The following is a 24813-nucleotide window of genomic DNA, read 5'->3' on the forward strand; positions in this document are numbered from 1 at the left end:
TGTATTGATGAGCGTCAACATAGACGTTTGTCGAATTCAGGGGAGGGTGCTGATGGCGCACATCGATGTCGCTGTGATGGGTGGCGAGCAGTCCGGACTCGCCACCGCACACGCGCTGCTGCGGCGCGGGCTGCGGCCGGTGGAGCTGGAGGCGCTGGACCGTACGGCTGGATCGTGGTCGCGCCACTACGACGGCTTCGCGCTGTCCTCACCCGCCCGGTACAACTCCCTGCCCGGGACGCCGCTCCCCGGCGCCGAGGGCCGCTACCCGCACCGCGATGAGGTCGTCGCCTACCTCGCCGCCTACACCGGCCGCCTGAACGCGGAGATCCGCACCGATTGCCGTGTCAGCGCGGTCCGCCGTACCGGCGACGGCTTCACGGTGGAGCTGAAGGGCGGCGCGAACTGTCCGGGCGGGCCGCCGTGGCGGCATCCGGAACGTTCGGGCCCCCGCACCGGCCCGCACTGCCGGGGCTGGAGGAGTTCGCCGGGCAGGTGCTGCACGCGGCCGACCGCCGCGGTCCGGCCCCCTTCTCCGGCCGCCGGGTGGTCGTGGTCGGAGCCGGGAACTCCGCGGTGCAGGCCGCCGCCGAGCTCGCCGAGACGGCACGGGTCACGCTCGCCACCTGCGGGCCGGTGTAGTTCGCAGCCCAGCGCGTCCTCGGCCGCGACCTGCGTTTCCGGACGACCCGTACCGGCCTGGACACCACCTCCCCTCGGTCGACTCTTCGCGCGCCCGCCGACGCAGCCGGTCGTCGACGACGGCCGCCACCGGGTCGCCACCGGCCGCAGGCCGACCCGCCCGGCGGTCGCTGTTCACCGGTGCTGACGGAGCCGAGCTCGTCCGGTGCTGACGGGGCCGAACTCGTCCGGTCGGACGGGGCCGAGCTCATCCGGTCGGACGGGCAGCGGGAGGAGGTCGACGCGGTCGTGCTCACCACCGGCTGCCGCCCCGGCCTGCCGTACCCCACCGGCCTCGTCGGCGCTCTCGACGCCGACCGGAACCCCCGGCACCGCGAAGGCGTCGCCACCGGGGTGCCGGGGTTGGGGTGCGTCGGGCTGGAACGGCAGCGCAGCCTGTCGCCGAACTCCCTGCGCGGCGCGGGCCGGGACGCGGAGCGGGTCGCCCGACGCCCGGCCGCCCGCCTCACGCGCCGGTGACGGCCTCCCCCACTGGTTCGACATGTGTCAACATAGACACATGTCGAATGCCGAAGTGCTGCCGCTGCTCGAAGCCGACGGCCAGGTCGTGGTGCCGTGCTGCCCGCCGCTGGCCGAGCGCCCGATGACCGCCGAGGAGGCCGAGACCGCCGCGCGGATGTTCAAGGCTCTGGGTGACCCGGTCCGCCTGCGGCTGTTCTCCGCGGTGGCCTCGCACGAGGGCGGGGAGGCGTGCGTGTGCGACATCTCCGACGTCGGGGTCTCCCAGCCCACCGTCTCTCACCACCTGAAGAAGCTGAAGGAGGCCGGGCTGCTCACCTCCGAGCGGCGCGGCACCTGGGTGTATTACCGGGTCGAGCCGTCCGTACTGGCGGCGATGGGCAAGCTGCTGGCCCTGCCGGCCGCGGCCTGATGACCCGGCAGACGCAGGGGGAAACGGCGGGCGGGACGCGGAGCGCGGGGGTCGTGCCGCTGACACCGCGGCACGCGGGACAGGTGCTCGCCATCTACCAGGCCGGGATCGACGAGGGGAACGCCACCTTCGAGACCGTCGCGCCGGGCTGGGAAGCATTCGACGCGGCGAAACTGCCCGAGCACCGCTTCGCTGCCCTCGACGCGGACGGAACGGTGCTGGGCTGGGTGGCCGCGAGCGGGGTCTCGGACCGGTGCGCGTACGCGGGCGTGGTCGAGCACTCCATCTACGTCCACCCCGCCGCCCGCGGCCGCGGCATCGCCTCCGCCCTGCTCAATGCCCTGGTGGATTCCACCGAGCGGGCGGGGATCTGGACGATCCAGTCCGGGATCTTCCCCGAGAACGCCGCCAGCCTCGCTGTGCACCAGCGGGCCGGTTTCCGGGTCGTCGGCGTCCGGGAGCGGATCGGCCGCCATCACGGGGTCTGGCGCGACGTCGTTCTCGTCGAGCGCCGCAGCCCCGCCCTCAGCTGACCGGTCACGACAGGCCGGCGATCGCGCGGGCGGCGTCGCGGGCCGGGCGGCCGACGCCGATGAGGGTGGCCGAGGCCGGGCCGGTCCAGTCGCCGTAGCCGAGCAGGTGCAGCCGCGGCTCACCGAGGGCGCGCGTGCCGTCGGTGGGAACGTGCCCGCGCGGGCCGCGCAGGTTCAGCGGGGCGAGGTGGGCCAGGGCCGGGCGGAAGCCGGTGCACCAGATGATCGCGTCCGCGCCGCTGCGGCTGCCGTCGGCCCACCGGACGCCGGTTGCCGTGAGCTGGGCGAACATCGGCTTCGCGGTGAGGAGTCCGGCGTCGCGGGCCGCGCGGACGGGCGGCACGGCCACGATGTCGCCGAGGGAAGCGACCCCGCCGGTGTCGACGCGGCCGGCGTCCAGGGCGCGGCGGCGGGCGGTGGCGACGTCGAACAGGGCGCGGCCGTCGATGTCGTCGGGGAGGAAGCGCGGCGGTCGCCGGGTCACCCAGGTCACCTCGGCGCGGCCGTCCAGGGCGAGGTCGGCGGCGATCTGGGCGGCGGAGTTCCCGCCGCCGACCACGATGACGCGCTGCCCGTGGAAGTCTTCCGGACGGCGGTGGTTCACCGTGTGGAGCTGCCGTCCGGTGAAAGCGCCGCGGCCGGGGACGGCGGGCAGGAAGGGCCGCGTCCAAGTGCCGGTGGCGCTGATGACCGCGCGGGCCTGCCAGGTGCCGGAGTCCGCTTCGACGAGGAGACGGCTGCCGTCGCGGCGTACGGCGTCCACGCGGGTGCCGTGCTGGACGGGCAGGTCGTAGCGCTTCTCGTAGTCGGTGAGGTAGTCCACCACGTGCCCGGCGTCCGGGTACGTCTCGCCGGGCTGGGCGGGCATGAGGCGGCCGGGCAGGGAGGAGTGCTCGGCCGGGGAGAACAAGTGCAGGGAGGTCCACATGTGCTGCCAGGACCCGCCCGGCGCCGCGTCGGCGTCCAGGATCACGAAGTTCAGGCCCTGGCGGCGCAGGTGGTAGCCGGCGGCGAGCCCTGCCTGCCCGCCGCCGACCACCACCACGTCCGTGCGCTGCGTCACGGGACCGTCGTCACCGCGTCGGGGGCGAACTTCCGGCGCCAGGCCAGCGCGACGTACACCAGGCCGATCAGCACCGGGACCTCGATCAGCGGGCCGACGACCCCGGAGAGGGCCTGGCCGCTGGTGACGCCGAAGGTGGCGACGGCGACCGCGATGGCGAGCTCGAAGTTGTTGCCCGCCGCGGTGAACGCCAGGGTGGCGGTGCGGTCGTAGGCCATCCCGAGGCCCTTGCCGAGGAGGAAGGTGCCGAAGAACATGACCGCGAAGTACACCAGCAGCGGAAGTGCGATGCGTACGACGTCCAGGGGCTGGGAGGTGATCCTCTTCCCCTGGAGGGCGAAGAGGACGACGATCGTGAACAGCAGTCCGTAGAGCGCCCACGGGCCGATTTTCGGCAGGAACTTGGCCTCGTAGTTCTCGCGGCCCAATTTCTTCTCGCCGAGGCGGCGGGTGAGGAACCCGGCCAGCAGCGGGACGCCGAGGAAGACGACGACGTTCAGGGCGATGTGCCACACGGACACGTCCAGGCCCTGGCCGTCGCCGAGGTGCAGCCGGCGGGGCAGCAGGTCGAGGTAGAACCAGCCCAGCAGGCCGAACGCCAGCACCTGGAAGACGGAGTTGAGCGCGACCAGGACGGCGGCGGCCTCGCGGTCGCCGCAGGCGAGGTCGTTCCAGATGATCACCATCGCGATGCACCGGGCCAGGCCGACGACGATCAGGCCGGTGCGGTACTCGGGCAGGTCCGGCAGGAAGATCCACGCGAGGGCGAACATCACCGCCGGGCCGACGATCCAGTTGACGACCAGCGAGGAGACCATCAGCCTGCGGTCGCCGGTGACGCGGTCGAGCCGGTCGTAGCGGACCTTGGCCAGGACCGGGTACATCATCACGAGCAGGCCGAGCGCGATCGGCAGGGAGATCCCGCCGACCTCGATCCTCGCCAGCGCGTCGTTCATCCCCGGGACCAGGCGGCCCAGGCCCAGACCCACGGCCATGGCGAGCAGGATCCACACCGCGAGGTAACGGTCCAGCGTGGAGAGCTTCTTGACGATCGAGTCGCCCCCACCGGCAGCCGGGACGGCGATGGGACCGGTGGGGGTCACGGGCAGGCCCTCTTGTTCCCGGCGGCGGTGCGGGCGGAAGCGGCGAGTGCGGCGAACTGCCCGGACAGGCCGTCCAGAACCTCGGCCTTGAGCCGGTAGTAGGTGAACCGGCCGCACGGCTCGGTCTCCACGATCCCGGCTTCGCGCAGCACCTTCAGGTGATTGGACAGGTTGGTCTGCTTCGCTCCGGTCTCCTCGACCAAGTGCGTCGTGCAGAGCGTCTCGCGCGCCAGCAGGGTCACGATCCGGAGGCGGAGCGGATCGCCCAGCACCCGGATCACATCAGGATCGACTGAAGTCAGCATGCACTGATATTCTCACATCATCGCTCGCTGATACCAGCGGGGGCTGAAGTCATTGGCGGCCGGGTTCCGCCCTGCGACGAGAGAGAACGATCACCATGGCCGACAAGCCGTCCGTCCTGTTCGTCTGCGTCCACAACGCCGGCCGCTCCCAGATGGCCGCCGCCTGGCTGACCCACCTGGCCGGGGACCGCGTCGAGGTCCGCTCCGCCGGCTCCGACCCCGGCGACCAGGTCAACCCGGCCGCCGTGGCGGCCATGGCCGAGGTCGGCATCGACATCTCCCAGGAGACACCGAAGATCCTCACCGTCGACGCGGTCCGCGAGTCGGACGTCTGCATCACCATGGGCTGCGGCGACACCTGCCCCGTCTTCCCCGGCAAGCGCTACCTCGACTGGGAGCTGGAGGACCCGGCCGGCCAGGGCATCGAGGCCGTACGCCCCATCCGCGACGAGATCAGGACCCGCGTCGAGGGCCTGATCGCCGACATCGCCCCGGTCGGGCCTGCGGCCACGGCGTGAGCGGGACAGCCGAGGCCGTCGTCGTCGGCCCCGGCCCCGCCGGTCCCCGCATCTCCCGCGCCCAGCTCCCACTTCCCCGGCTCCGGAGAACACGCGGGCCCGGGCCGGGAAGTCCGGCTCCGTGATGACCCCGTGCTCGCCCTCGGCCCGACCAGCGCTCTGCGCAGCGGCAGCAACACCGAGGTGCGGGCCGAGCGCCTGCCCGGTCGGCCCGCCACTCAACTGGCGCAGTACCTGGACCGCCACTCAACTGGCGCAGTACAAGGGCGCCGTGGGCAGCACCGCCGTTCCCGGCGACCCGGACACCGGTCGGGCCGTCGCGGGAGTCCGCTACGACCGGCTCTCCGCCGGCCCGGCCGTCCAGCGGAACGTGGCGCCCTTCCCCGTCAAGAAGCTGCCGCCCCTGCTCCTCCTCGCCCTGGCCGGCTACCTCCCCCCGTACTTTCCGCGCAGTTCGTCCAGCACCGGCGTAGGGGTCTCGGCAGGAACCAGCGCCGTCCCCGCCCGGTCCGCTCCAGGACGTCCGGTGGGGAAGCGTCCGTGCCCGGTACCGCACCCTGGGTCTTCAGGAGGCGGTCACGGTCGCGGACTTCCGTCTCGGCGTCCCTTCCACACGGTCCGGCCACGGCGCTCTCCCGGCCCGCACCCGCGAAACCCCGGAGGACCACGTACGCCGCCATTTCGCCGACTCCGGCGGCGGCTGCACCGTCACCAACGACCAGCACGTACTGCACATCGCGCGTCCGTAGCCCAGTGGGACGGTGTCCGAGGCGTCGTTCCCGTCCCGCAGCGGCTGCTCGCGTTTGCGGCGGGGGGTTATCCCCACCTCGCAGTGGCCTGCTGGCCCGAAATCGGGGAAGCCAGGTAACCGGATGGTTCGGTTCCTGTTGATGGCGGAGTCTTGAACACGTCGTACAGGCTCGTCGTATCGGAGAACCAGTGTTCAACTTGAAGTCCGTTCGCCCCACCAAGGCGCGCACCGCCACGGTCGTCCTCGCCGGAGCCGCATGTGCCGCCCTGATGGCCGGCAGTGCCCAGGCCATCGTCAACGGGTCCGACTCCACGCAGCGTTACCAGTCCATGGTGTCGATCCCGGTGTCGGGCGTGGACGACCCGACGTTCAAGGGCGTGTGCGGAGGAACGCTGGTCGCTTCCAACTGGGTGCTCACGGCCGCTCACTGCGTGGACCCCACGCTCGTCACCCTGGACGGCACCGTCCGGGTCGGCAGTGAGCACAAGACGTCCGGGGGCACCGTCCGGGCCATCAAGAAGACGGTCTCCCACCCCGGTTACAAGAACGGTGACGGCACCGGCCCCAACCGCGACGACCTCGCCCTGATCAAGCTGAACCGCCCGGTCTCCGAAACCCCCATCCGGATCGCCGACAAGGCCGGAAAGCCCGGCACCCCGACCCGGCTGCTGGGATTCGGCACCATCGATGACGCGCCCGACCCGGACAAGTGGGTCTTCCCCGAACGCCTCCAGGAGCTCGACACCCGCAGGGGCGCCGTCTCCGAGTGCGCGCCGGGATACGCCGACAGCAAGCGCCTGTGCACCATCAGCCAGACCCCCAAGGCCATGGCCTGCAACGGTGACTCGGGCGGCCCGCAGCTCCAGCGGAACCGCAAGGGCCGCTGGGAACTGATCGGCGTCACGACCGGCCCCGGCGCCCCTGGCGTGCGTTGCAGCGACGGCCCGGGCCTCTACACCAATGCGACCGCCTACTCGTCCTGGGTCCACAAGACGATGAAGCGCCACGGCTGATCCAGGCACGCACGCCCCGCCGCTCCGTCGGCGGGGCGCTCCCGGCCCCGTATCGCCGCTGCTTGGGCAGGGTCGCCGATGCGGGGCAGAGTGCCGAGGAAGGACCCGAGCCGGGTTCCGGCGCCGGGACGCACGCCGGGTCGTGTCCGCGGACGGCCCGTTCCGTTCTCCGAACAGGGCAATGAGAACAGGGCGACGACCCGGGCGCGGCGAACCGAACCGGCTGATGTCGTGCGGTGTCAGCAGCCCGGGCAGGTGCCGCGGGCACCTGCCCGGCCGCGGTGCCCGTCGGTGCGGGCGGCGGTCAGCAGTTCCGTACCGGGTCGGTCTCGCTGTAGATCGCGGTGTCCTTCATGAAGCCCAGCTTGCCGTTGTCCGCGACGGTCATCAGCCAGCGGGTCGGGTGCGGGCCGCCGACCCAGTCCTGGCCGTCGAGCTTGCAGTAGAACCAGCTCGGGTTGGAGTACATGTGCCCGACGACCTTGGTGGGGTCCGGGTACAGGTGGTTGTTGCCGATGGTGCCGTACACCGGCGCGCCCGACACGTTGTTGCAGTACCACTTGATTCCGCCGTCGTTCGTCCAGCAGCCGGGCGCCGCATGGGCGGCCGGCGCCACGACGGCACCGATCCCCATGGTCAGCGCCGCCGCTGCCAGCACCGCTCCGAGCCTCCTGCGCATACGCATGTCTCTCCCCGGGTCGCTCGTCGGCCGGCGCACACCCGTCGCGGTGTGCCGTCAGGTCACCGTAAAGGACGCGAGGGTCGCGCGGGAGGTTCCGTCCCGCGCGGTCAGCCGTCCGGCCGAAGCCGTTGACGAGCGGCCTCGAGCCGGTGGTCGTAGTCAGGCGCGAACAGCTCGGGGAGAGCCTTGTCGAGGGTTCCGGCGATGCGGTGGAGCGGTGCCCAGACCGCCGGATCGTCGACAACGCGGCCGGGGTCCGCCGTCTGGAGCTGCTCCAGCCAGTGCGACAGCACCAGTGCCTCATCCCTCGTGAGCTTGATCATGACCTGGCTGTCACTCATGTACACCCCTGCGGCTCGGCCCGCCATCGACCGTACGAACCTACTGGCCCGGGGCCCGGAGAGCCTCCACCGGCATCAGCCGTGGAAGCTCCACTGCCCGAAACGGGCCGGCAGCGCCTTCGCCACCCGCACATCCGGGCCGGGTCCGGCCTACCTCGTCCGCGACGACCGGCACGCCGGACGGGGGGACCGGCCCGGGGCATGCCGGACGGAGTACCGGTCCGGAGCGTGCCGGACGCGACGGCCGGTACACCGGCCGGGAGCATGCCGGTGAGAGACCGCGTACGGCTGCCGCCGCGTACGTGCCGCTCGTCGGCCGGACCGCCGCCCTCGGCAAGGTCACCGCGGTCCTGCGCGCTCCGTAGCAACGCGCCGGCCTTCCGCGGGCGGGGGCGGTGCCACGGCCTTGTGCGGGGACCCCCCTCCCGGTCGTCCGGTGTGTCCCGTTTCACAACCGGATGCGGGGCGGGTCCGGAACATCCACAAGGGGGGCGCTGTTCTGATGGATGTGGCTGCGGAGGGGACAGTGTCCCCGGGCCTCACCTCCAGCCCATGGGGAAGATCGTTCGGCTGAAGCCCCATGGAGCCTTTCGCCGCGAGGCGACCGCCCTCCGCTGCCACACCTCTGCCGCCCCGGCTGGTCTCCCCCGTCCAGCCGGGGCTTTTCCCTGTCCTGGCGGCGGGCACTTCCTCCCCTTGCGGGCCACCACAGCGCACGGTGTCCGGGCTTCCGCCGCCCACGAAAGCCGTGCATACCCTCGCCGCCTGCGAACGGCATCGTCGAACGATCCACGAGCCGGGCGTCAACGGGGTCGGATACGCTCCGGCCCATGGCCGACACCGAACTGACCACGCTGCTCGGCGTGCTGAACAGCCAGCGCGCACACGTCCTGAGCATCGTGGAGGGCCTGGACGAGGAGGCGTTGCGACGCCCGGTGCTGCCGTCCGGCTGGACGTGCCTCGGGCTGGTGCACCATCTGGCGCTGGACGACGAGAAGTTCTGGTTCCGCGCGGTCGTGTCGGGGGAACCGGCGGCGATCGCCGAGATCCTTGAGGTGGAGGAGAATGCGTGGCAGCCGGCCCCGGAGAAGTCGGCCGAGGAAGTCTTCGCTCTCTACCGCCGGGAAAGTGAACTCGCGGACGCCCTCCTCGCCGGCGCGGACCTGGAAGCGGCGCCGGGCTGGTGGCCGGACTTCTTCGGGAACTGGCGGTACGACAACGTGCGCGAGGTCATCCTGCACGTGATCACCGAGACCGCCGCTCACGTCGGGCATCTGGATGCCGTACGCGAACTCATCGACGGCAGACAGCGCTTGGTCGTCCCCTGACGGGAGAACCGCTCCGCTCACCAGTAACCTCGGCGCCCGCGTCGACCACGAACTCCAGAACGGCCCCTTCCTCGGCAGGGGTGCCGCCCCTCCTCCCTCGTCGGGAGAGGAGCGGGGGCGGAGATTCCGTACCGGTCCGGCCACAGCCGCACCGCGCTGCCGTTGCGGGCGTGAGCCTCCAACTCCTCCCGCCATGAGGCCAGTTGCACGGAGCCCAGTCTCAGCACCAACCTCACCGCCCTCCTTGTCGTCGTCGGAGCCGTGAATCTCCTGTCGGCCTTCGTCGCGGCAGCACCCGCCCGCCTTTCGACGGCGTACGGAGTCTCCGTGGCCGGACCTCACACCGCCGGCCTGACACTGCTGGTCCTGGCCGCAGTCCTGCTCTGGCGCAGGCAGCTCTGAACAGGAGGGTTTTGAGGAACCGCAGGAGGCCGGTTGCCGGGCAGGGCCGGCCGGCCACGACGAGTCGGGAGGCGCGGGCCTTCAGACCGCATCCGTCCACGGCGACGTCCTACGACCTGGCCAGGAGCTGGTCGAACACGATCCTGTCCGGGGCCCGGCCCGCGATGGCGTCCCAGCGGGTGGGTGGCCCCGAGGTGCGAGACCAGTGCGATGGCGGCCATGGCCGGTGCGGTGCAGCAGATTCCGGCCAGGACGCAGAACCGGGCACCCCGGCGTTCGAGCACCCGGGAAACCAATGCCGAGGCCGCGATCAGGGACACCGCCAGCGGCAGCATCGTCAGACCGGCCTGGAGCGGGTCGGCGTCCAACCGGTCCTGAAGGTAGTACGTGAACAGCAGGAACGAGGTGGACAGTGCCGCGCTGACCAGAGCGGTGGCCAGGTTGGCCGGGACCCGGGTCCGGTTGCGGAAGATCCGCAGCGGCACCAGCGGGTGGGGTGGGCATGCGACGCCCCCCGCTGGGCGATCCTGCGGGGTGGCGGGGCGTCGTCGGGCGCATGGGCACGGCGTGTGCTCCCGCCTTGCCGCGTGCGGTCGGCCACGTCGCCGGTGCCCGCCGGTGCGTCCGCACCGTGGTCGGACGTCGGCGGCCGCGCGTCCTGCGAGAAGCGCTTCAGCGACTCCTCGACCCGTGCCCGCCAGGGCCCGCCGAGCGGCCTCCCGTACTCACCGCGTGGTAATGTGAGCAGTGCTTACTTTGAGAGGTGCTGATGGACGCGAAACCGGCCAGGCCCGGCTACCACCACGGTGATCTGCGAGCGACGCTCGTGGCAGCCGCCCTGGAGATGCTGGAGGCGGGCGAGCCCTTCTCGTTGCGTGCGCTCGCCCGTCGGGCCGGTGTGTCCACCGCCGCTCCGTACCGGCACTTCGCCGACCGCGAGGAGCTGGAATCGGCGCTGGCCGTCCATGGGCTGCGCGAATTGATGAGCGACCTCGCTCCTGGGGAGCCGAGACCGGCGTCCGCCGCCGAGCTCGGTGAGTTCGCCGTCGGGTACGTACGTTTCGCTCTGCGCAGGCCGGCGCTGTTCCGGCTCATGTTCGGGCAGGCGTGTGACGACCGGAACGACGAGAGGGTGCGCGCGTCCGCCGCGCTGCACGACCTCCTCGAAGGCATCATGGCCGAGGTCTTCCCCGCGTCCGATCCGGTCGTCCTGGCCACCGCCGGGTGGTCGCTCGCTCACGGGCTGGCCTTCCTGCACCTCGACGGCAAGCTCTCCTCCGCCGATCCCGCCGCCGTCGACGAACGCGTCCGTTCGGCCGTCGCCGCCGTCTTCCCCCCGTCGTCCAGCCCGTGAACGAGGTCCCATGAGCAAGCGCATCGTGCTCGTCGTCACCAACGTCGACCACTACGAGACCGACCCCTCGCACCCGACCGGGCTCTGGCTGTCGGAGCTGACCCATGCCTACGACATCTTCGAGGAGCACGGTTTCGAGCAGACGATCGTGAGCCCCGCGGGCGGGAGGTCGCCGCTGGAGCCGCGCTCCCTGAAGTTCCCCGCCTACGACAGGTCCGCCAAGGCCTGGCACACCGACCCGGCCCGCATGGCACTGCTCGACGACACCGCGGGCCCCGAGCGGATCGACCCGGCGGACTACGACGCGATCTACTTCACCGGCGGCCACGCGGTGATGTTCGACTTCCCCGCCAGCGAGGGGCTGCAACGGATCACCCGGGAGATCTACGAGCACGGCGGCGTCGTCGGCGCGGTCTGCCACGGATACTGCGGACTGCTCGACACCACCCTTTCCGACGGAAGCCACCTCGTCGCCGGCCGCGACCTCACCGGGTTCTCCTGGCGGGAGGAAGTCCTCGCCCGCGTCGACAAGCTCGTGCCGTACAACATCGAAGAGCGGATGAAGGAGCGCGGCGCACGCTACTCGAAGGCGCTGCTGCCGTTCGTCTCCCACACCGTCGTCGACGGCAGGCTCGTCACCGGCCAGAACCCCGGATCGGCCAAGGAGACCGCGGCCAAGGTCGCCGCGCTGCTCTGACAGCCCGTACCCCCCCACACCCCCGTTCCGTCCCGAAGGGCAGCCCCCCCATGCAGACCGTGCTCGGATCCGGCGGCCAGATCGCCGAAGAGCTCACCCGCGAACTGCACCGCGCGTACACCCACGACATCCGCCTGGTCAGCAGGCGCCCCCGCAAGGTGCACGAAAGCGACCAGCTCGTGCCCGCGGACCTGATGGACGCCGAGGCCACCGAAGCAGCGGTGGCGGGAAGCGACATCGTCTACCTCACCGTCGGCCTGCCCATGGACTCCGCGCTGTGGGAACAGCGGTTCCCGGCCATGATGGCCAACACGATCGCCGCCTGCCGCAAGCACGGCAGCAAACTCGTCTTCTTCGACAACACCTACATGTACCCGCGGACCTCCGTGCCCCAGACCGAGGACACGGCGTTCGAACCGGCCGGCCGCAAAGCAGCCGTGCGTGCCCGGATCGCGACGACGCTGCTGACGGAGATGGACGCGGGCACGATCGACGCGGTGGTGTGCCGCGCCCCCGAGTTCTACGGCCCCGGCAAGACCCAGAGCCTGACCAACTCGGCCGTCTTCCACCGCATCAAGGAGAAGAAGCGGCCGATGGTGCCGCTCAACGCGCACACCCGGCGCACCCTGATCTGGACCCCGGACGCCAGCCGGGCCATGGCCCGCATCGGGAACACCCCCGACGCGTACGGACAGACGTGGCATCTGCCGGTCGACCCGGACCGCCCGACCTACCACGACATGATCGGCGCGGCCTCGCAGATCACCGGGAGGAAGATCCCCTACTCCACGGTCCCCGGCTGGGCCTTCAGGCTCGGCGGGCTCATCAACCCGGCCGTCAAGGAGGCGGAGGAACTGCTGCCGCGCTACCGGCAGGACAACGTCTTCGACTCCTCGAAGTTCGCCGCGCGGTTCCCCGACTTCCCGGTCACGGGCTTCCGGGACGGCATCCGGCAGATCCTCACCGGCACGTGATGCCCGGCTGACGCGCTGCGGGCCGTCTCGGCGGCGTCCCGCAGCTTGACGGCGGCGTCGGTGTCCGGCGTCCGCCGCCTCCACAGCAGCCGTCGGGCAGCGGGGTCACGCGGGGCAGGCGGCCCCGTTGGCCTTGGCGACGGAGCCCGCGGGGTCCCGCCGCCCGGGCAGGTCCGCGTCCGGGTCTTCCGGTCGGCTGCCTCGATCACGCGCAGAACCTCGCGCTTGGGCGAGGAGAGGGCCTGCATGCTTTCGGCCTCGGTGCAGCCGTCCCGATGACGGCGGTGACGGCGGAGAGGGGGGGTGGGAGGGGTGCGGGCAGAGCACGGGCGGAGGGTGGTGTGGGGTACACCCCGTGCCGGGTGCTGAGCGGATGGTTCGCTTCCGTATCGCCCGACACTCTTGAGACATGAAGAAGCACAGCTCAACAGCCGCTCTGGCCCTGCTCGTCACTCTCGGTACGGTGGCTCTCGCGCCCGCCTCCTCCGCCGACTCCGCCGGCGCGGCCACGTCTGCCGCTGCGGCGAAGCCGTCGCCGGTGACCGCCCTCGAACGTGCCGCGCACCCGCTGCGCACCACCGATCCCCGAGGCGCCCTGGACGACCTGCGTCCGCTGGGGCGCATGGTGCGGGACGCCAAGGTGGTGGGTCTGGGCGAAGCCACCCACAGCTCGCACGAGTTCCTCGCGCTGAAGCACCGCGTCTTCCGCTACCTCGTCACCGAGAAGGGCTTCCGCGCCTTCTCCCTGGAGACGAGCTGGGGCAGCGGGATGCGCCTCAACGACTACGTCGTCCACGGCAAGGGCGACCTGCGGAAGATCATGGACGAGGAGTTCCAGGGCTCCTACTCCTGGTGGAACAACACCGACTACCGCGACCTGCTGCTCTGGATGCGCGCCTACAACCGTCAGCACCCGCAGGACCCGGTGCACTTCACCGGCAACGACTTCGGATTCGCCGGACCCGAACTCTACGACCGGATCACCTCGTACGTGGCCGCCCACCACCCCGCGCTGCTCCCCCGCTTCACCGAGCTGTACCGGGGGCTGCGGCCGACGGCCGCCATGGAGGCCCACCTGGCGTCCTACCTGGAACTGCCGTTGGCCGAGCGGAAGTCGATCGCGGAGCGGACGGCGAAGGCGCTGGCACTGCTCAAGCAGCAGAAGCCCGCGGGCGGTGGCGGTGCGAAGGCGGAGTCGGCGCGCGAGGCGCACGCGTGGGCCGTGCAGCATGCCACCGCCGTCGACCAGACCGCCCGCGGGTACGCCTTCGACTTCGAGGACCCCGCGCAGGGTGCGGAGTCGCGGCGCTACCGGGACTCGGCGATGGCGGACAACGTGCTGTGGTGGCAGCGTCACACCGGCGACAAGGTCCTGCTGGCCGCCCACAACGCGCACGTCTCCCTGCACACCCCGCTCCCGGAGGCGTACCCGAAGGTCCAGGGCGCCTTCCTCCGCGACAAGCTGGGCAAGAACTACCTGAGCATCGGCACCACCTTCGACCGGGGTTCGTTCAACGCGGTCGGCGAGGAGGGGAAGGTGCGCGAGTTCCGTCTGGGGCACGCGAAGCCGAGCAGCAACGAGAACACCCTGGACCGGGTCCGCCACCGGGACTTCGCCGTGGATCTGCGCAACGTCCGGGAGCCGGGACGGAGTTGGCTGGCCACGCCGCGCAACACCAAGTCCATCGGCACCGCCTATCCGGGCCCGGGGGCGGAGCTGCCGTTCTCGTTGTCCCGTTCGTACGACGTGGTGGTGCACCTGGAGGAGGTGGCTGCCGCACGGCTGCTGCCGTCGGCTGCGCGGGGCGCTGCCGGGAAGTGACGTCGGCGTCGTCCGGGGAGGGGGCGGCGGGGCACCTCCGCGTCCCCCCGGCGGCGTGACGCGCCTGCCGGTGACGTTCCGCCGTGCGGCCGCCGCCGATGGGAGCGGGGGCCCGGAGCGCTCAGCGGACCGCCCGTCGGCTGCCCGGCCGTCCGGCCGGGCGCGGCGTCGACCCCGTCCTCGTCACCGGAACGCCGACCGACGTGTGCGGCGAGTCCTCGGCCCGGGACGCGGCCACCAGCGGCTTGCGTGTGCTGAGGATCGCCGACGCGAACGCGGCCCGCCGCGGCCTGGACCACAACTGCGACTCCGCCCTCCACACCGTCCACCGGTCGTTCGGCGACGTCCGGACCACCGCCGAAGTGCTGGCGCTGACCGGACACGGGGACGCCCCCGAGCAGGGGGCCGCGGTACGCGTTCGGCCTCCTCGCGTCCGGCCGGCGCCGGGAGTCGCATTCGCCGTACCGCCGCCCGTTCCGCGCGCTACGGTACGGACACCCGTGCTCTCGCGGTCGAGGTGAGGAGATGACCTGTGCCCCCAGTGTGGGACCCGGCGGAGGCTCCGGTCGGTGACGTGGGCGCCGCGCTCCTGATGGTGGACGCGCGGATCAAGGAGATCCACGAGCCCGAGGACGAGTCCGAGGACGGCGCCGAAGCCGAACGCCGCGAGCTGAACAGGCTCTTCGTGGCGTCGGCGGGTGCCGAGGGGGTGCAGGAACTGCTCGACGGCACCTGCACCCTGCTCTACATGTTCATGCAGTGGCTGCGCCGCACGCATGAACACGGCGACAAGGACGTCATCGAATACGTCGTGCCCCCCTTGGTGGCCACGCTGCGCATGATGCCCAGGAGCGTCCGGCCGCAGACCGTCCCCACCATGGTCGCCCTGGTCGTCGCGGCCGGCACCCAGGTGAGCCCGAACGGCTGGCGCAGCCAGTACGGGGACTGGACGCCCGAGGAGATGAACGCCCTCGAAGCCACGGTGTTCCTGGTCGCCGAGCACATCAACCGCATCGCCGGCGACCACGGCTTCGCGGTCCGCATGATCGCCGAAACCCTGACCCGGGTCGAGACCGACGGGGACTGAGCCCGACGGCGCGGCCTTCCGCGCGGCCGGCACGAGGTCGCGGGTTCCGCTTTCTCCCGTTTCTCCGGCACCGTCCATCTGGTCTCCCCGCTGCCGGCCGTGGCTCCCGGGCCCCGGCCGGCAGCGGGTGAGGTCTCACCTCACCGTGCTCACACCACGGCGCCCGTGTCCCGCTCCCGCCGTTGCAGCGGGCTGCCCGTTCCGCCGGTCCCGCCGCGCCGGGGGCGCGTCGGCGGCACCGGGCGGCTGCCCTCCAACTGCACGGCGATCGGCACGGCGGTGAAGACCGTCGACGCCATGCCGATCAGCACGCCCGCGATCAGCGCCACGGAGAAGTCGGCGAGCGAGTCGCCGCCGAGCACGGCCAGGGCCGCCAGGATGAACAGCGCGCCCATCCCGGTGTTCACCGTGCGCGGCAGCGTCTGGATGACGGCCTGGTTCGCGGTGGTTTCCAGGTCCGCCGCCGGATCGCGGCGGCGTGCCTCGCGCACCCGGTCGAAGACGACGACGGTGTCGTTGACGGAGTATCCGACGACCGTGAGCAGGGCCGCCAGGAAGACGCTGTCGACGGGCCTGCCGAGCCAGGCGAACAGGCCCACCACCAGCACGATGTCGTGCACCATCGCCGACACCGCGGCGGCGGCGAAGGTCCACCGGAACCGCACGCTGAGATAGACCATCTGGGTGGCGACGGCGATGCCGAGCGCGATGAGGGCGTACCGGCGCAGTTCGTCGCCGAGGCTCGGTCCGATCAACTCGTCGCGTTCGACGGTGACTTCGCCGCCCTCGGCGGCCAGCGCCGTCCTGATCGCGTGCTGCTCGTCGTTGCTCAGCTCCCCGGTGCGTACGGAGATGCCTCCGGCCCCCGACTCCTGCACGACCGCACGCGGGAACCCGGCGTCCGTGACCGCCGTACGCGCCGCGTCCACGTCCACGGGCGTGCTGGTGCTGTACTCCACCAGACGGCCGCCGGTGAACTCCACCCCGAACTCCAGGCCGCGCAGGCCGATCCCGGCGACGGCGGCCACGATCAGCAGCGCGCTGACGCCGAGCCAGCGGCGCCGGTGGTGCACCAGGCGGGGCCTGCGGTGGGCGAGCCAGGAACGGACCCGGCCACGGGAGGTGATCCCGGTCAGGCCGGGCCGGTCGCGGACGAAGCGGCGGCGGATCGCGAAGTCGGCGAGGGTGCGGGTGATCACCAGGGCCGACACCATCGAGACGAGGACGCCGATGGAGAGGGTGACGCCGAAGCCCTTGACGGGCCCGGTGGCGAAGAAGAAGAGCAGGCCGGCCGCGAGCAGCGTGGTCACGTTCGAGTCGACGACCGCGCTCCAGGCCTTGCGGAAACCGGTGCTCAGCGGCTTGTCCAGGGGCGCCGGGGAGGACTTCGGGGCGCGCGCCCCCAGGTACTCCTCGCGGGCGCGCTCGAAGACGAGCACGTTCGCGTCCACCGCCATGCCGATCGCCAGGACGAAGCCGGCGAGTCCGGGCAGGGTCAGGGTCGCGCCCAGGGCGACGAGTGCGGCGTAGGAGATCAGCCCGTACAGGGCGAGCGCGAGGGTGGCCAGGGCGCCGAGCAGCCGGTAGACGACGACGATGAACAGCCCCGTCAGGGCGAGTCCGATGACGGCGGCCTGGGTGCTGGCGGCGATGGCGTCGGCGCCGAGCGTGGGTCCTACGGTGCGCTGCTCCACGACCTCGATGGGCACCGGCAGCGCGCCGCCCTTGACGAGCGCGGCCAGCTCGTGGGCCTCCGCCCGGCTGAAGCCGCCGGTGATCTGCGTGGAACCGCCGATGATGCCGACCTCGCACGCCACGTCGGCGGTGACGCCGGGCGCCGAGAGGATCTTTCCGTCCAGGACGATGGCGACGCGCCGTTCGGGGGCGTCCTGCGGGGCACAGGCCGCGGCCCCGGTGACCCGCGCCCAGTCCTTGCCCGCCTGCTCGCGGAAGGCGAGGCCGACCGTCCAGCCCGACATCGTCTGCTGGTCGAGCACGGCGTCGGCGTCCCGGACGCCCTCGCCGGTGAGGGCGGTGGGCCCGAGTTCGAGGAACGCCCCCGGCCGGCCGGGGTCGGCCAGGGTGCGCGAGCCGTCCTTGGCCGGTTCGCCCTTGCGTTCGTCCGGCTTGTCCGTCGCGCCGAGCACCGGGTGGACGGTCAGTTGGGCGGTGCGGCCGATGACCTCGGCGGCCTCGCGCGGGTCCTGGACGCCGGGCAGCTCGACGAAGATCCGCCGCTCGCCGGACCGGTAGAGGCTCGGTTCGGACACGCCGAGCGCGTCGACGCGCTGGCGGAGCACTTCCAGGGCCCGCTGGGTCGATTCGGCGTTGGCCTCGACCACGGGTGAGTTCTTGGTTTCCAGCACGATCTGGGTACCGCCGCGCAGGTCGAGGCCGAGGCGGGCGGACTGGGTGAGAGCGAAGAAGAGCGAGGCGGCGATCACACCGAGGGCGATGATCGCCCGCCACAGGGGCGCGCGTGACATGGGGTCTCCACGTGGGGCAGGCAGACGGAGCCGACGTCTGTCCCGGGCGCGGAGGCCAGTGGTCAGACGTCGATGAGGACTTCAGTGCTCCGTCGGGACGGCGGGCCGCGCGGGAGGTGCGCGGACACGTCCCGGCCCGCCGTGACGGCCGCGGTCGTCACGGCCACGGCGGGGCCGCCGACAGCGCGGTGCGGGGCCGCTGCCCCGGCGCCGGGGCCCGGGCAGGGCGGGGGCGGGTACGGCACGGCGTCGCCGTGGCCGGGTGCGGGGCGCACCACGGTGTGGGGCCGCTGCGCGTCGGCGGTCGCCCACGCCTGTGCCCGCGCGGTCGCCGCCACCGCGCCCGCCGAGGTGGGGCGGGAGGCCGAGGTGGCCGACGCGGGCGAGAGGAGGGTCAGAAGGGCGAACAGGGCGGAGAGCACGACCGCGGCCGGGCGCGCGGAGTGTGCGCGGAGGTGCTGCACGCCTGTTCGCCCCCGGCCGGATCGTCGTACGGAATCTGCAGTTCACGCGGTGAACCGACGGCTCCGTCCCGCCGGCCGTCAGTGACCTGAACGGCGGTGCGCCTCCCGGAGTTCCCGGTCCGCCGCGGAAGGGGGAACTCTCCGGGCGGACCGGCGTCCCGCCCGTTCCCCGCGTCTGCCCTGCCGCGTACGGGCGGACCGGTGGAGCACGTCCCGGCGGTCCGGCGTCCCCGACGTGGGGCCGTCGCCGGGCCGGGGGGTCACCCGGCCGTGCCCCAGCCCACCGGCTGGGCGGGGTCGAGCAGCCGCCAGCGGGCCAGCACCTTGGGGTCCTGCGCGTCGAGCCAGTCGGTCAGTTCGCGGAAGGAGACGCAGCGCACCTCCTTGCGGGGGCAGACGTCCCGCATCACGTCCTCGACGGCGTCCATGTAGATCCCGCCGTTCCAGTCCTCGAAGTGGTTCCCGATGAACATCGGGGCCCGGCTGCCGTGGAACACCCGCCGGAATCCCGCGAGGTAGGCGTCCCTGGCCTCCTTCCGCCAGGTCTGGTGCATGGCCGGGTTCCCCTCGGTGCTGCCCTTCGACTGGTTGTAGAGGAAGTTGAAGTCCATGGACAGCACCTGGAACTGCTTCCGGGGGAAGGGCAGCAGTTGCAGCGGCAGGTCCCAGACGCCGTCCTTCTTGGCGGGCCAGATCTGGAAGTCCCCCGCTGAGCTGGCGTCGTAGCGCCAGCCGAAGGGCTTGGTCGCCGGCAGGAGGGTCTTCTGGCCCTCCAGGCACGGCGCCCGGCCGCCCACGACCTCACGGGTGGGGTCGAAGGGCAGCGGGTCGAGGTCCTTCATGCCCGTGTTGGTCTTCCAGTTCTGCACGAAGGAGTAGAACTGGTCGATCTCGGACGTCCACTCCGCCGTGCTCCACTTGCCGCCGCCCTTCTTGCCGCAGAAGTGGCCGTTGAAGTGCGAGCCGATCTCGTTCCCCTCCTTCCAGGCCCCGGCGAGCTGCTTCAGCGTCATGCGGATGTGCGCGTCCGTCGGGTACGAGATCGCCGCCGCCCCGGTCTTGTGCTGCGGCGGCCGGTACAGGTCCTTCTTCTCCTTCGGCAGCAGATAGATGCCGGTGAGGAAGAACGTCATGTGGGCCTTGCTCTCCTTGGCCACGCGCCGGAAGCGGGAGAACAGCCGGTCGTCGCCCTCCAGCGCGCCGTCCCAGGAGAACACCACGAACTGGGGCGGCTTCTGCCCCGGCTTGAGCCGCTCCGCCTTCAACTGGCCGGGCTGCGGGCCGGTGTAGGACGTGGAGCCGTCCCCCAGCACCCGCACCTGCCCGTCCCACTTCTCCTCCTTGCCCTTGCCGGTGCCCGGCTGCCGCTTGCCGTCGGTGGGTTTCGGCGCGGCCGCGGTCGCCCGCGATCCGGGACCGGTGCCCGGCGTCCCGTCCGAGGGGGCGTCGGACACCGACACGGCGACCGCGGTGGAGAGCGACGCGACGAGCACGGCGGCGACACCGAGGCTGACGGCCGGCCGGGTGCGTATCCGAGCGCGCAGCGGGGCCGACTTCTTCCAGATCATCGCGACTGCTCCAGACAGAGGGGAGGGGCGGGGCGGGGCGGCGGCAGGACGGTGCGGGTCAGCGTCGCAGGGCGGCCGTGTAGCGGTCCCAGATCTCGGCGGGCATCCTCCGGGCCGCCGCGGGGTTGCGGCCCAGCGCCTTGAGGGGCAGGGGGGCGAGGCTCTTGGTGAGGTCCATGCGGTAGACGACGACCGCCGTGGACGCCTCCTCGGTGGAGCCGACGTACCAGCGCGCGGTGTCGTCGGGGGTGGTGCCCGTCTGGCCGGCGAAGTCGTCGCCGGGGCGGGTGAGGGCCTCGGTGACCCGGTCCGCCACGGCCGGGCTCAGGGCGCGCGTCGAGCGCGGGCGGGGCAGCGGCACCGGCTCGCCGTTGCGGGTGATCCTCCGTACCGAGTACGGGTCCGTGTGCCGGCCGCCGCCCGCGAACACTCCGTAGGCGCTGGCCGTGCGGATGGCGCTCGGGGTGGAGTTGCCCAGCGAGAAGGCGGGCACCGGCGGGCCGAAGTTGGCGGCGAGCATCCCGGACTTCTGGGCGGTGCTGCGCACCAGGTCGAGCCCGACGTCCATGCCGAGCTGGAGCAGGGGGGTGTGCACGCCCCGCGCCAGGGCGTCCCGCAGGGGGATGCGGCCGTAGGAGCGCCCGCCGTCGTTGCGGCCCTTGACCATCTTGCCGCCCCGGTCCCAGTAGGGGCCCTCCGGGGTCATCAGCGGCACGTCGTCGTTCCCGTCGTACAGGGTCCACGGGGTGACGGGGGTGCGGGGGCCGGTGCGCCCGCGCCGGACGCCGTGCTCCAGCGCGGCCGCGTAGACGAAGGGGGTGAACGACGAACCCGCGGGGACGGTGGCCGTGTTGGACTCGTTGAAGGCCTGCCGCTGGAAGTCGGGGCCGCCGTGCACCGCGAGTATCCGCCCGTCGGGGGCGATCGTGGCGGCCCCGAACTTGGTGTGCCGGTCGTCGGCGCGCGCCGTGGGGTCCAGGGAGTCGCGCGACTTCCTGACCGCCGCGGTGAGGGCGGTCGTCCTCCGTTTGTCGAAGGTCGTGTAGATCTGGTAGCCGCCGAGGTCGAAGGCCGCGTCGGGGATCTTGCCCGTGCGTTTCGCGTACGACTCGGCGAGCGCCACCAGATAGCCGTCCTGCCCGCTCGCGCTGGTCGTCCTGGGGGCCGCCCGGGGCTCGGGGAACGCGGTGTACCGGGCCCGCTCGGACCGGCTCAGCCCGCCGACCTCCACCATGCGGTCCAGCGTCCACTTCCACCGCTCGACGGCGCGTTCGCGGTTCTCGGGGCCGAGGGTGGGGTCGTAGAGCGCCGCGCCCTTGAGCAGGGCGGCGAGGAACGCGCCCTCGCTGGCGTTGAGCTGGGTGACTTCCTTGCCGTAGTACGCCTGGGCGGCACGTTGCAGACCGTAGGAACCCCGCCCGAACCAACTGGTGTTGAGGTAGTCCTCCAGGATCTGGTCCTTGGTCCGCTGCCGGTCGAGCTTGATCGCCATGAGCATCTCGGTGAACTTGCGCGAGAAGGAGCGGTCCTGCGAGAGGTAGACGTTCTTCACGTACTGCTGGGTGATGGTGGAGCCGCCCTGGGTGTCCCCGCCGCTGACCGTTCGCCAGAACGCGCGGGTGACGCCCTGGAAGGAGACGCCGGGGTCCGAGTAGAAGCTGTGGTTCTCGGCGGCCAGCACCGCCCCGCGAACGTGTTCGGGAACCTTCTCCAGGCTCATCTCCTGCCGGCTCACCCAGCCGGTGCGCGCCATGGGCGTGCCGTCCGCCCAGTAGTAGACGTTGTCCTGCTGGGTGGCGAAGGCGTTGAGGTCGTCGGGTATCTCCGTGCGGGCGTACGCGATGGCCACGGTCGCCGTCAGCAGCCCGACGAACACCACGGCCGTGCCCAGCACATGACGCCACGAGGGCACCCACCGCTGCCAGCCGTGCCTACCGGGCCGGGGGTAGTCCGGCCGCCCGGGCAGCCTCAGCCGCAGCCTCGCCGACCGCGTCCCGGTCCGCTTCCTCCGGCCCCGGCCCGGCGCCAGTGCCGCACGTACGGCCTGCGTGGCCCTGTCTAAGCTGTCGTGCTTGGTCATTCCCGTCCTGCTGTTAGCTGCCCCAGGCCGAAGCATCACGGAAGGTCACGTTCGCGAAGTCACGCAAAGATAACAGGAGCGGATTCCGCCCGGGACGCCCCGCTCGTGAACGGCCGGTGAAGGGCGCCGATTTCGACAGGCTCCGGGGGAGCCCGGCGCGGAGGAGCCGGGCGGATGCGCGCCCGGTCCGCTCCCGTGCCGGGGCCGCAGCTCCGCCGGCCCGCGAACGACTCCGCGCAGACTGGCGGCAGCCCTGCGACGCGAAGGACGACCACCGGTACCGGCCCGCGCGGTCGGGGCGCCGGCCCGAGGACTTCACGCCCGGCGGCCGCGAGCGCGGACCGGCTGCCGGACGCCGCCGCGGCTCCGCAACGCCCGAAACCGTACGAACGAGAGGAACCCAGGCCCATGCCTCCCTTCACGACCCTCCACCGGTCCTTCGTCGAGCAGGCGGAGCGGCGGCCGGACAAGGTGCTCTTCGAGCTGCCCGGCGGGCGTCGGATCCGTTACGACGAGACGGCGCGCACGGTACGGCGGATCGCGGCCCGGCTCGTCGCCGACGGCGTCCGCCCCGGCGACCGGGTCGCCGCGCAGGTGGAGAAGTCCCCGGAGGCGATCGCCCTGTATCTGGCGACGTTGCGGGTCGGCGGGGTCTACCTGCCGCTCAACACCGCTTACACCGATGCCGAGATGGCGTACTTCCTCGACGACGCGCGGCCCGGGGTGCTCGTCCGTTCACCGCGGCGCACGGCCGGTTCCGCGCACCGCGAGGGGGCCGGCCCGGTCGTCGAGACCCTCGGCACCGAGGGGGACGGGACGCTCCTGGAGGGCCACGGCTCCCCGGAGCACGAGGAGGTCTTCGACGCCTCGGCCGACGACCCGGCGGCGATCCTCTACACCTCCGGCACCACCGGGCGCTCCAAGGGGGCGATGCTCTCCCACGGCAATCTCGCCTCCAACTGCCGTGCGCTGCTGGACGCCTGGCAGTTCACGTCCGACGACGTGCTGATCCACGCGCTGCCGGTCTTCCACGTCCACGGGCTGTTCGTCGCCGCGAACATGGTCCTGGCGGCCGGCGCCTCCATGCACTACCTGCCGGGGTTCGACACGGAGGCGGTTCTGGACCTGCTGCCCCGGGCCACGGTGCTCATGGGCGTGCCCACCTTCTACACCCGGATGCTGGCGAGCGAACGGCTGACCCCCGAAGTCTGCGCTTCGGTGCGGCTGTTCGTCTCCGGCTCGGCCCCGTTGCGGGCGAGCGACCACCAGGCCTTCGAGGCCCGTACCGGGCACTCCGTCCTGGAGCGCTACGGGATGACGGAGACCGGCATGAACACCACCAACCCGTACGAAGGCGGCCCGCGCAAACCCGGCACCGTCGGCAGGCCGCTGCCCGGCGTCGAGGTGCGCGTGGTGGACCGCGAGAGCGGGAAGGCGCTGCCCGACGGCGGGACGGGCGGCATCGAGGTGCGCGGCCCGAACGTCTTCACCGGTTACTGGCAGATGCCGGAGAAGACCGCCGCCGAGTTCCGGGCGGACGGTTTCTTCATCACCGGCGACCTGGGCCGGGTCGACGAGGACGGCTACCTGTGCATCGTCGGGCGGGACAAGGACCTGGTGATCTCCGGGGGGTACAACGTCTACCCCAAGGAGATCGAGACGCTGCTCGACGCGCATCCCGCGGTGCTGGAGTCGGCCGTGGTGGGGGTGGAGCACCCGGACTTCGGGGAGACGGTGGTGGCCGTCGTCGTGCCCGCGGTGGGCAGGCGGCCCGATCCGGCGGAACTGCTGGAGTTCATCGCGGGCGACCTGGCCCGGTACAAGCACCCGCGTGCGGTGCGGGTCGTGGCGGAGCTGCCGCGCAACGTCATGGGGAAGGTGCAGAAGGCGGAGCTGCGGAAGCGGTTCGGAGGGCTGTTCACCGGCGTGGACGGCTGAGGGGGCGGGCGTGCTGCGCCTGCCGGGTGCGGGGTGCGCGCCCGGCAGGTCTGAACGGGTGATGTTCCGGGACGGACCGTGACCGGGGTGCGTGGTGATTGTCGTACGGACATGACTCTTCTGACGCTCCCTCAGCAGCATTCCGCCGACCACGGCCGCCGCCGGTCCCCCGACCCCGCACCGCCCGCGCTGCCCGCACCGGCAGCCCGTTGGCTCCTGCGCGAGGAATGGGGGCTGACGCGGCGTCAAGTGGCGGCGGCCTTCGGGGTCACCGTGGCCACCGTGCGGTCCTGGGAGACCGGGCGCACCTCCCCCGTGGGCCGCCGCCGGGTCGCCTACGCACGCTTCCTCACGGGGCTCGCGGAGGCCGGGGCGGCCCGCGGGACGGGACGCCGCGAGGCGGCGGAGTCCTTCCGGCCGGTGCGCCTGCCGGTGCGGCCGGCGCCCGCCCCGGAGCCGCTCGCGCGGCCGGTGCCCGGGCCGCACCGGCTCGTGACCGGTCGCCCGCGCACAGGACCGGCTCGGCGGACCGCGGCGGCGCGGCCCGTGCCCGGCCGGCTGCCGACGGCGGCGGTACGGCCGCTTCCGGTGGGCCCCGGGCCCGATCCGGTGTCCCCGCCGCGCCGACGGCGGATGCGCCACGCCCTCGTCGCCGCCGGGGTGTGGTGCACCCTGCTGCACCACCTGCTCGCCACCGGCGTCCCCCTGGACTGACGGGGCCGCGCGGGGCG

At 72.3% G+C, this 24813-nt stretch carries 25 protein-coding genes and 1 pseudogene; 16 read left to right on the forward strand and 10 right to left on the reverse strand.

Annotated features, from left to right (window positions below; translation table 11 throughout):
* Window positions 1-423: 423 nt before the first annotated feature.
* The 4 genes from ACIP93_RS25285 to ACIP93_RS25300 all read left to right on the forward strand — a co-directional run bounded on the left by ACIP93_RS25285 (window position 424) and on the right by ACIP93_RS25300 (window position 2106).
* On the forward strand, window positions 424-642 hold the full coding sequence (locus ACIP93_RS25285; RefSeq protein WP_401761927.1) for an NAD(P)-binding domain-containing protein: 219 nt from the start codon (window positions 424-426) through the stop codon (window positions 640-642).
* Window positions 643-822: 180 nt separating this feature from the next.
* Window positions 823-1161, forward strand: a complete 339-nt coding sequence (locus tag ACIP93_RS25290; protein WP_401761929.1) for a hypothetical protein — start codon at window positions 823-825, stop codon at window positions 1159-1161.
* A gap of 40 nt (window positions 1162-1201) precedes the next feature.
* Window positions 1202-1573, forward strand: a complete 372-nt coding sequence (locus ACIP93_RS25295) for a metalloregulator ArsR/SmtB family transcription factor (RefSeq protein ID WP_345227260.1) — start codon at window positions 1202-1204, stop codon at window positions 1571-1573.
* Window positions 1573-2106, forward strand: a complete 534-nt coding sequence (locus ACIP93_RS25300; RefSeq protein WP_401761931.1) for a GNAT family N-acetyltransferase — start codon at window positions 1573-1575, stop codon at window positions 2104-2106. Before ACIP93_RS25295 ends, ACIP93_RS25300 begins: the two co-directional genes overlap by 1 nt.
* 4 nt (window positions 2107-2110) lie before the next feature.
* Here the strand turns inward: ACIP93_RS25300 and ACIP93_RS25305 are convergent, their stop codons facing one another.
* The 3 genes from ACIP93_RS25305 to ACIP93_RS25315 are packed head-to-tail and all read right to left on the reverse strand — an operon-like array spanning window position 2111 to window position 4577.
* Window positions 2111-3169 (reverse strand): ArsO family NAD(P)H-dependent flavin-containing monooxygenase, encoded by a 1059-nt coding sequence (locus tag ACIP93_RS25305; protein ID WP_401761933.1) that lies wholly within the window; start codon window positions 3167-3169, stop codon window positions 2111-2113.
* Window positions 3166-4272: an ACR3 family arsenite efflux transporter gene (gene arsB / locus ACIP93_RS25310; RefSeq protein WP_401761935.1), complete on the reverse strand. Its 1107-nt coding sequence runs from the start codon at window positions 4270-4272 to the stop codon at window positions 3166-3168. Before arsB ends, ACIP93_RS25305 begins: the two co-directional genes overlap by 4 nt.
* Window positions 4269-4577 carry a metalloregulator ArsR/SmtB family transcription factor gene (locus ACIP93_RS25315; protein WP_345227266.1) on the reverse strand — a complete coding sequence of 103 codons (309 nt, stop codon included), beginning with the start codon at window positions 4575-4577 and terminating at the stop codon, window positions 4269-4271. The genes arsB and ACIP93_RS25315 overlap by 4 nt, the downstream gene beginning before the upstream one ends.
* 95 nt (window positions 4578-4672) lie before the next feature.
* Between ACIP93_RS25315 and ACIP93_RS25320 the strand changes: the two genes are divergently transcribed.
* Together ACIP93_RS25320 and ACIP93_RS25325 are read left to right on the forward strand one after the other, a co-directional pair.
* A complete protein-coding gene (locus ACIP93_RS25320) occupies window positions 4673-5095 on the forward strand; it encodes an arsenate reductase ArsC (protein ID WP_401761937.1) in 423 nt (140 codons plus the stop codon).
* Window positions 5096-6034: 939 nt separating this feature from the next.
* Window positions 6035-6859, forward strand: coding sequence for a serine protease (locus tag ACIP93_RS25325; protein WP_345227270.1), 825 nt, complete (start codon window positions 6035-6037; stop codon window positions 6857-6859).
* A 304-nt stretch (window positions 6860-7163) separates the two neighbouring features.
* Here ACIP93_RS25325 and ACIP93_RS25330 read toward each other — a convergent pair whose 3' ends face one another.
* Window positions 7164-7544 (reverse strand): hypothetical protein, encoded by a 381-nt coding sequence (locus ACIP93_RS25330; protein WP_345227272.1) that lies wholly within the window; start codon window positions 7542-7544, stop codon window positions 7164-7166.
* A gap of 104 nt (window positions 7545-7648) precedes the next feature.
* On the reverse strand, window positions 7649-7882 hold the full coding sequence (locus ACIP93_RS25335) for a hypothetical protein (protein WP_401761940.1): 234 nt from the start codon (window positions 7880-7882) through the stop codon (window positions 7649-7651).
* A gap of 830 nt (window positions 7883-8712) precedes the next feature.
* Between ACIP93_RS25335 and ACIP93_RS25340 the strand changes: the two genes are divergently transcribed.
* On the forward strand, window positions 8713-9210 hold the full coding sequence (locus ACIP93_RS25340) for a DinB family protein (RefSeq protein WP_401761942.1): 498 nt from the start codon (window positions 8713-8715) through the stop codon (window positions 9208-9210).
* 261 nt (window positions 9211-9471) lie between these two features.
* Window positions 9472-9612: a hypothetical protein gene (locus ACIP93_RS25345; RefSeq protein ID WP_401761944.1), complete on the forward strand. Its 141-nt coding sequence runs from the start codon at window positions 9472-9474 to the stop codon at window positions 9610-9612.
* A gap of 188 nt (window positions 9613-9800) precedes the next feature.
* Here the strand turns inward: ACIP93_RS25345 and ACIP93_RS25350 are convergent.
* Window positions 9801-10313: pseudogene (locus tag ACIP93_RS25350) on the reverse strand (MFS transporter); the annotation flags it as partial.
* Between the two features lie 68 nt (window positions 10314-10381).
* Here ACIP93_RS25350 and ACIP93_RS25355 point away from each other — a divergent pair.
* The 6 genes from ACIP93_RS25355 (at window position 10382) to ACIP93_RS25380 (ending at window position 15546) form a co-directional block, all read left to right on the forward strand.
* Entirely contained in the window at window positions 10382-10966 is a 585-nt protein-coding gene (locus ACIP93_RS25355) for a TetR/AcrR family transcriptional regulator (RefSeq protein WP_345227279.1), read from the forward strand.
* A gap of 10 nt (window positions 10967-10976) precedes the next feature.
* On the forward strand, window positions 10977-11663 hold the full coding sequence (locus tag ACIP93_RS25360; protein WP_345227281.1) for a type 1 glutamine amidotransferase domain-containing protein: 687 nt from the start codon (window positions 10977-10979) through the stop codon (window positions 11661-11663).
* A gap of 50 nt (window positions 11664-11713) precedes the next feature.
* Complete coding sequence (locus ACIP93_RS25365) at window positions 11714-12637, forward strand: NAD-dependent epimerase/dehydratase family protein (RefSeq protein WP_401761947.1); 924 nt, start codon at window positions 11714-11716, stop codon at window positions 12635-12637.
* 409 nt (window positions 12638-13046) lie between these two features.
* A complete protein-coding gene (locus ACIP93_RS25370; RefSeq protein WP_401761949.1) occupies window positions 13047-14459 on the forward strand; it encodes an erythromycin esterase family protein in 1413 nt (470 codons plus the stop codon).
* 83 nt (window positions 14460-14542) lie between these two features.
* The gene (locus ACIP93_RS25375) at window positions 14543-14980 is read left to right on the forward strand and encodes an isochorismatase family protein (RefSeq protein ID WP_401761951.1); all 438 of its coding nucleotides are present in this window, start codon (window positions 14543-14545) and stop codon (window positions 14978-14980) included.
* An 11-nt stretch (window positions 14981-14991) separates the two neighbouring features.
* Window positions 14992-15546, forward strand: a complete 555-nt coding sequence (locus tag ACIP93_RS25380) for a hypothetical protein (RefSeq protein WP_401761953.1) — start codon at window positions 14992-14994, stop codon at window positions 15544-15546.
* 149 nt (window positions 15547-15695) lie between these two features.
* Here the strand turns inward: ACIP93_RS25380 and secD are convergent, their stop codons facing one another.
* The 4 genes from secD to ACIP93_RS25400 all read right to left on the reverse strand — a co-directional run bounded on the left by secD (window position 15696) and on the right by ACIP93_RS25400 (window position 22144).
* Complete coding sequence (gene secD / locus ACIP93_RS25385) at window positions 15696-18032, reverse strand: protein translocase subunit SecD (protein ID WP_401761955.1); 2337 nt, start codon at window positions 18030-18032, stop codon at window positions 15696-15698.
* A 62-nt stretch (window positions 18033-18094) separates the two neighbouring features.
* Window positions 18095-18496 (reverse strand): hypothetical protein, encoded by a 402-nt coding sequence (locus ACIP93_RS25390; protein ID WP_401761957.1) that lies wholly within the window; start codon window positions 18494-18496, stop codon window positions 18095-18097.
* A gap of 260 nt (window positions 18497-18756) precedes the next feature.
* Window positions 18757-20064, reverse strand: coding sequence for a hypothetical protein (locus tag ACIP93_RS25395; RefSeq protein ID WP_401761959.1), 1308 nt, complete (start codon window positions 20062-20064; stop codon window positions 18757-18759).
* Window positions 20065-20122: 58 nt separating this feature from the next.
* A complete protein-coding gene (locus tag ACIP93_RS25400; RefSeq protein WP_401761960.1) occupies window positions 20123-22144 on the reverse strand; it encodes a transglycosylase domain-containing protein in 2022 nt (673 codons plus the stop codon).
* Window positions 22145-22552: 408 nt separating this feature from the next.
* On the opposite strand from ACIP93_RS25400, the gene ACIP93_RS25405 reads away from it, so the two are divergent.
* Complete coding sequence (locus ACIP93_RS25405; protein ID WP_401761962.1) at window positions 22553-24082, forward strand: AMP-binding protein; 1530 nt, start codon at window positions 22553-22555, stop codon at window positions 24080-24082.
* A gap of 111 nt (window positions 24083-24193) precedes the next feature.
* Complete coding sequence (locus ACIP93_RS25410; RefSeq protein ID WP_401761964.1) at window positions 24194-24796, forward strand: helix-turn-helix domain-containing protein; 603 nt, start codon at window positions 24194-24196, stop codon at window positions 24794-24796.
* Window positions 24797-24813 lie beyond the last annotated feature (17 nt).

It is taken from the genome of Streptomyces sp. NPDC088745 (genome assembly GCF_044751045.1).
Lineage (GTDB): Bacteria > Actinomycetota > Actinomycetes > Streptomycetales > Streptomycetaceae > Streptomyces > Streptomyces cremeus.